Source organism: Bradyrhizobium sp. 87, from assembly GCF_023073015.1.
In the GTDB taxonomy this organism is placed as follows: domain Bacteria; phylum Pseudomonadota; class Alphaproteobacteria; order Rhizobiales; family Xanthobacteraceae; genus Bradyrhizobium; species Bradyrhizobium canariense_D.
Genome location: NZ_JADPIQ010000002.1, coordinates 58,459 through 64,458 on the forward strand (window position 1 = coordinate 58,459; position 6,000 = coordinate 64,458).

At 58.3% G+C, this 6,000-nt stretch carries 7 protein-coding genes and 1 pseudogene; 3 read left to right on the forward strand and 5 right to left on the reverse strand.

Annotation, left to right across the window (positions count from 1 at the left end):
• Positions 1 to 27: 27 nt before the first annotated feature.
• The 3 genes from IVB50_RS00325 to IVB50_RS00335 form a co-directional block, all read right to left on the reverse strand.
• A complete protein-coding gene (locus IVB50_RS00325) occupies positions 28 to 510 on the reverse strand; it encodes a BsuBI/PstI family type II restriction endonuclease (protein WP_083926465.1) in 483 nt (160 codons plus the stop codon).
• 361 nt (positions 511 to 871) lie between these two features.
• Positions 872 to 1,039 (reverse strand): hypothetical protein, encoded by a 168-nt coding sequence (locus IVB50_RS42360; protein WP_018457201.1) that lies wholly within the window; start codon positions 1,037 to 1,039, stop codon positions 872 to 874.
• Between the two features lie 89 nt (positions 1,040 to 1,128).
• Positions 1,129 to 1,677 carry a hypothetical protein gene (locus tag IVB50_RS00335; protein ID WP_157643000.1) on the reverse strand — a complete coding sequence of 183 codons (549 nt, stop codon included), beginning with the start codon at positions 1,675 to 1,677 and terminating at the stop codon, positions 1,129 to 1,131.
• Between the two features lie 296 nt (positions 1,678 to 1,973).
• Between IVB50_RS00335 and IVB50_RS00340 the strand changes: the two genes are divergently transcribed.
• Entirely contained in the window at positions 1,974 to 2,417 is a 444-nt protein-coding gene (locus tag IVB50_RS00340) for a hypothetical protein (RefSeq protein WP_247293533.1), read from the forward strand.
• Between the two features lie 46 nt (positions 2,418 to 2,463).
• Positions 2,464 to 2,772, forward strand: coding sequence for a hypothetical protein (locus IVB50_RS00345; RefSeq protein WP_018457199.1), 309 nt, complete (start codon positions 2,464 to 2,466; stop codon positions 2,770 to 2,772).
• An 82-nt stretch (positions 2,773 to 2,854) separates the two neighbouring features.
• On the opposite strand, the pseudogene IVB50_RS00350 reads toward IVB50_RS00345, so the two are convergent.
• Together IVB50_RS00350 and IVB50_RS00355 are read right to left on the reverse strand one after the other, a co-directional pair.
• A pseudogene (locus IVB50_RS00350) lies at positions 2,855 to 3,259 on the reverse strand (IS5/IS1182 family transposase); the annotation flags it as partial.
• Between the two features lie 401 nt (positions 3,260 to 3,660).
• On the reverse strand, positions 3,661 to 4,932 hold the full coding sequence (locus IVB50_RS00355; protein ID WP_018457197.1) for an alanine racemase: 1,272 nt from the start codon (positions 4,930 to 4,932) through the stop codon (positions 3,661 to 3,663).
• An 8-nt stretch (positions 4,933 to 4,940) separates the two neighbouring features.
• Between IVB50_RS00355 and IVB50_RS00360 the strand changes: the two genes are divergently transcribed.
• Positions 4,941 to 5,363: a flavin reductase family protein gene (locus IVB50_RS00360; RefSeq protein ID WP_083926464.1), complete on the forward strand. Its 423-nt coding sequence runs from the start codon at positions 4,941 to 4,943 to the stop codon at positions 5,361 to 5,363.
• Positions 5,364 to 6,000: the final 637 nt, after the last annotated feature.

Genomic DNA, 6,000 nt, shown 5'->3' on the forward strand with positions numbered 1-6,000 from the left:
GCTTGGAGCGCTTCTTTGCGGCGCTCGTTAAGGATGGGCCGGAGCCAGGTCCACAAAGACCGCGTCGGGAAGAGCCTTGTCGGTCTTAATGTCGATCCCGATCGTTGTCGCGAGATGATCGTCCCTCTCGATGACCTTGTTGCCGCTTTCGGTGACGAACAGAACAGCGGGATTCACCAGGAACTTCGGAGCAAACTCCTCGATGACCGCCTTGGTGATGTCGGAGCTGGGGCCGGGCTTCATCCGCCGCGTTTCGCCGTTGGGGAAGGTGACCAGCAGTCGGTCGTCGGCGGCGGAAGCGCCTTTGCGGACGAGCGTGATGCGCGCCAAGGCCCCCTTGCTCAGGTGTTTGGATTGCCAAGGCGTGTCGGAGGAAGCAGCGGCACAACTGGCGGATTTGAAGAAGCCCGCGATGCCCGAGGCCGCCGAGCGGTTGCTGGCCGGCAAGGGGCTGGCTGCCGCAGGTGCTGCGGATGTCGCAACGCGCGTCGGAGCCAGCGCTGGCCGCATAATCGACTCCGGCGAGTATGCCGGGCCGCGCAGGCGGCCCGGCTCTGTTGTGTCCAAAAATTTGCGCGCGCCACAGGCGCGCGTCGTCGTATTGCGTCTCAGAAATAGGGATCGAGATTCTTGACAGCGATGACAAACATCTCGCCCTTGGCCCCATCGGGTCCATTTGTGCCGCTACCGAGATTCGCCGGGTTGGGATAGTCTCCCGGCGAGCCGGGACCCGAGGGACCGCACCACCCATTCCTTCCCGCGCCGGAGCCGCCGCCTCCGGGAGTACCCGGCGCTCCACCTCGACCACCGACCCCACCCAGGCCACCTTGGTTGTTGACGCGAGCATAGCTGAACGTATCAGCTCCCCGCTTCAGCGATACGAATACGAGTGTCGCACCGGCGCCACCGGCACCACCGTTGCCGCCACGCCCTCCTTGGCCCGCAGTGCCGCCATCTCCTCCGGGACCAGGTCCCTCGTGGCAATCAAACGGACCAGTTGCGCCCTCTTTTCCATTTCCGGCATGGCCGCCATCACCACCCCGGCCGCCTTGCCCGCCTACGCCTCCATCAAGTCCGCGCACAAGAACGGCGAGATTCAGAATGCCAGGCGGTATCTCTTTTCCTTTGTCATCGAGGAGCTTCTCCGCAATCACGTAGATTGTGGGGAGTGTGATCGACGATCCATTGGAGCCCGGCCCCACCCGGTTGTCCCGGATGACCATTGTTGCCCCTTCGGTTCGTCTCACCGAAATCGTCTGCTCCTTTCTGTCCCACCGCGCCGACGTATCCGTTATTTGCAGCGGGTTTACTCATATCGCGCTCGATGAACGAATAAGCTGAAGCGTCCCTGAACTTGAGAGTCTTGGTGACGATCGCGACCCAAGGATGAGAAAAATTCGCCAAGACCAGATGCGCGTCCTTGTCGAACACAATTTCATCGGCCTTGATGACCTGCTGGGTGAACGTCTCCGACTTTGTGATGGGGATGACAGATTTGATCTTCGGTGCGGCCTTGATCGCATCCGCGATTTCTTTCGGCACCTCCGGGGGAGCGACAACTTCCAGTTCAGATGCATCGCGCGTCGTAACCGCCGCGCGGTCGACGAAGATACTTTCGGCAAACGTGGGGGGCGAGCAGGCAAGCAACATTGAAGTAGCCAAAAGCCAGGTTCGCATCGTCAAATCTCCATTTGAAAGGTGATGAAGCCCAGCTTCCAGGTGCTGGGTGGAATAGTCGTACAGTGCTAATGCTGCATCACGGTGAAGGCCTTTTGCTGGCTCGCTTGTGCGCCTGAATGCAGCTTCCCCTCATTTATTTTTGTAAAACGCATTTTTTGCGCGGTCGACGGCGCATACACGTGCTGCCTTGCCAAGGACCACCTGCAGAATCGAGCTGGTCGCCTCAAATCGATCCCACGGCCGCCCCACCCAGCAAAGGATTGGCTGCCGACTAACACTAGCAAAGAAAATCGATGACGGATTCGGCGCCCAGGTATGCAGTTCACTGGCGCAACCCAAGTACGAAGGGCGCTTTTCGGCAAGGACTCGCAAGTGATACGCGTTATCAATCAAAATCCAGAAAAGCCCGGAATTGCAGGCGGACCTTGCTTCGTATCGCGAAGGCTTTTGCCAGCATGTCGATTTTTGAAGTTCGCCAACGGCCTGATTCAGGTGGCGCGCTCCATTTCTATCGCCAATGTTTGCGTTGCGCACAATCAATCGGCTCTGCTCTGAATAAAACCCCGGAACTTGCCGATTGCCCACCATGGAAGGAAGATCACGCGGAGAAATTCAACGTGCCCGCGACGCGCAATATAGTGAGATCATCCAAAAGAATGTTCGCAAGCAAAGAGACGGCGATGAATGCTTTGAAAGAGAATACGACAACTACCTGCTTGCCCCGAATGGCGCGCTAGACGCGCCAAGGTACTAAATCGAGCCAAGGGCATTTGCGAGGGCTGTTTGGATCGCAAGGCGACGCAGGTCCATCACCTAACTTACAAGCACATCTTTCGCGAGTTCGTGTTCGAGCTGATCGCGGTTTGCGATGAGTGTCATTCCCGACTTCATTCGGACAAGACCAGCGATTGCTCGCCGGCAGAGATTGACGGTGCGGAATGGGAGGATCAACACCCGTGCGACGGATGCAGATTCGCGAGCGAGAACGAAAATCGGCCTTGGTGCTTCATCCTCGACACGTCCGCCGCAGATGCTCTTGCTTCGGGCGGCGATTGTGGACCAGAACGTCACAATTTTGAGCCGCTCAAATAAAAGCGCCGGGGTCGCCCCGTCCAAGTGGGCGACTGAAGCCTGCGAAGGCAGGTCAGTTAGTCGTCCGTGAAGAACCTGGATTTCAGCTCGGGACGAACTGAAGCCGTAGGAAGAGCTGGACGAGGATTTGGCGCAACAGGAGCTGCAGCCAGCGGAGGAGACGCTGGAAGTTGTAACCGGCGGCGGCGAGGACGGCATTGGTGGCGTCGCCTTGGGGATGCCAGAGATAGTTGCGGCCCATCCGGTGTTCGGATTTGAGATGGCCGATGACCGGCTCGACCGCGGAGCGCCTTCGCAGCTCGCGTTTGATCTTTGGCGTCACCCGCCGCTTCTGGCCTGAGGTGAACACCCTGAACCTGTAATCGGGCGGCGCATTGTGGCCGCTCCGGTGCGCTTTGCCCTTGCCGATGCATTCCACCTCCGGCGCGTGCAGCGAATAGACCTTCGGTCCCCGCTGGTGCTGCTTCTGGTCGAGCACCCGTCGCGCCAGCGCCAGCATACGCCCAAGGACAATCTCGCCGAGCAAGTCGGTGCGGATAACTTTTGACGCCGTTTTCCTCTGCCGCGGCGACATACTCCGCAAAGGCGTCGAACTGACATTTCGGTCCCGCACCATGCGCCGTGAGTATATCGAATAGAGGCCTCAGTGCCGGATCGCGAAAATTTCGACGTATTGATTCCGCTACCGCAGTATCGCGGACATCAAACCTAACTTGATATTGCCACTGCGAGGTCACGAGGCCCTACCGCTTCGCCATGCACTGGCTCATTCTATGCCAGTTCGCTCTGGTTACAAAACGAGACATCGCCAACTTCTGCCACCACAAAGCCCACCAGACTTTATGTGGCGAACTTTAGAATTCACCTGATTAGTATGTTCATGAGCAACTACGCGGCGGGCAACACGGTAAGTTCATCCTGCCCTACAGCCACGATCTTATCGACCGAGAACCCGTTGAATCTCGCCATTTGCGTATAGGCGCCCACATTCTGGAATTCAATCCAATCGCCTTCGTGCAAATCGCGTGGCAGTGAATACGAGAATCCAAGCCTGTCCGTGCCGTCGCAAGTTGGGCCGAAGATGATGAAGTCCTGCCACTCCTCAGTCTGGATCGGCCGTCCCCCACGCCAAGCACGGGCGGGGAGCAGAAAATATTGCCGGGCAGGTGAGAGCCCGCTGTAGATGCCCGCGCCGCAGTAGAGCGCCCCGTCTTTTCTTAAGATCACCCGGCAAAACAAAGAGATGCTATCATGAACCAGTGCTCGTCCGGGCTCACACAAGAGTTCAACACGCTTCAGTGCATCCGTTTCGCGCACAAGTTTCGTGATGTCGGAGAGCATGCTCAAGGGAGAGTTATAGGGGACGTTCAGATAATGGCCGGGAAAGCCGCCACCAATATCGAGCGCTGTGGGAGCCGGAGAAACAGCTTCAATAATGTCGACGGCCGCCCGAATGCCATGCAGGTACGGATCGACAACGATCGTTTGGGAACCTGGGTGAAAGGCCAAGCCCGTGGTCCAGCGCGATTGCGCGTTGACGAGACCCAGCAGACGGCTCGCTTCGGCGGGCGAGACACCAAACTTGCCGTTTAAGTCTAAGATGGCGCACGTCCCGCTACACTTGAACCGGACGTAGATTCGTATTTCCGGATCATGCGACGGCAGCACCTCAAGGAGCTTCCGCAGCTCGGCTTCGCAATCGATGACATAGTCGCGAACCCCCAGATCTCGGAACGTCCGTTCGATATCGCGACGAGATTTCACGGGATTCATGAACCATGAACAGGCCCGGGGAACAGTCGAATGGACAAGGCGGGCTTCGGCCAGCGACGCCACGTCGAATCCGGCCACTCCAGCGCGAGAGACCGCGTGAAGAATTTTGGGCAACGGATTCGCCTTCACCGCATACAGCACGCGTCCTGAGAAATGCTCGGTGAATTCGCGCGTGACGGATGCAAGACGCCCCTCATCGAACGTATAGAAGGCATCAACTTCCGCACTTTCCAATGATCTTACCAAGCTCATATTGCACCATTCCTCGCGCGCCAGAAGGGGAGTAGCCAGCGCCGTTGTTGCCGGCTGCGAGAGCAACGACCATGCCAGCGCTCCCCACGCGTTGAACCGCCTGATTACGCTTTGAAACAGCTCGCCATGCGCCACGGCGCGCGATGTCTTCTTTCGTACACGGCTGTGAAAAGCCAGACAAAGATCGAGGGGCCGCGCTGGGTCCCCGCAAACTTCAACGGGTTACCTCGCTCAGCGTCGATCCTCCGCAGCTTCTCGTCAACATCAACAGGCAAGCCTCCTCGTTTTCTCTAATTGCGCGCCACAGGACCTTTGGAGCGAATATCCTTGGCGCGGATCAACGCGACATTGCCGAACGCTTCAGTAATGGCCGATTCAAAGGCAAAGAGCGTTTCGACGGTTTCTCCTGGACGAGAGGTGCCAGTGGCGTGCCCTTGCTTGGCGAGGCATTGGCTGCACTCGAATGCGAAGTCGACGAGATCATCGAACGGTATTCGCACGGGATCGTCGTCGGACGCCTCGTCGACGTCGGACTGTCCCAGCGGCTGTCTGGCCTCGCATATTAAAACTCCGAGTATGTCGAGATCGGCTCTCGCCCGATTTCAACCTGATCGCTGCCGCAGGCTCTCCTGTTTGCTCCATGGCGGACCAGCAGGATTTAGATGGTGAAGCGCGCTGCGCACGCCTCGTGCGCCTGGGCTAGGGCCATACGCGTATTTTGGCCGCAACGCTCATTCTTGGATTATGGCTAGTCGTGCAAGTTGAAGCCCGCAAGCAGTTGTCGATCCAGAATCGCGATTTCGCGTTGAGTATTGCCGATGAACTCAAGGATGCCCGCCTTGCCTTTCGGACGCTCGTCCAATTTGTCCAGAGGCCGGCGAAGGCCAGAAGCGGGCGGTCCTCTTCGCGTGCGATAGCGCACAGCACGGTGCTGATGATCTCTTTCGCAGAACGCGTGATACGCACGCGACTTGGGTACGGCGGCACAGTGTCGCACCCTGGCAGCGACGCCAAGAGCGCTAGGTCCACTGGCGGGTACACTGGAACGCCTTCAATCAAAAATTGATGTACTTTCAGCTGGATAGGCGAGGGTTCGATTCCGCCCCTGTGCTCCGCATCGGTACTCTGCTCCTTGCGGCGACGGGCCGCTTGGAGTCCTCCCTTCACATCGGAGCGACAGGTTCCTGTGTTCCTTGTCAAAGC

What these genes read in the sequence shown, in the direction of transcription:
- IVB50_RS00340 (WP_247293533.1), top strand. Translation starts at nt 1,974, where the DNA reads ATGACGGATTCGGCGCCCAGGTATGCAGTTCACTGGCGCAACCCAAGT.
- IVB50_RS00360 (WP_083926464.1), top strand. Translation starts at nt 4,941, where the DNA reads ATGTCTTCTTTCGTACACGGCTGTGAAAAGCCAGACAAAGATCGAGGG.
- IVB50_RS00335 (WP_157643000.1), bottom strand. Translation starts at nt 1,677, where the DNA reads ATGCGAACCTGGCTTTTGGCTACTTCAATGTTGCTTGCCTGCTCGCCC.
- IVB50_RS00325 (WP_083926465.1), bottom strand. Translation starts at nt 510, where the DNA reads ATGCGGCCAGCGCTGGCTCCGACGCGCGTTGCGACATCCGCAGCACCT.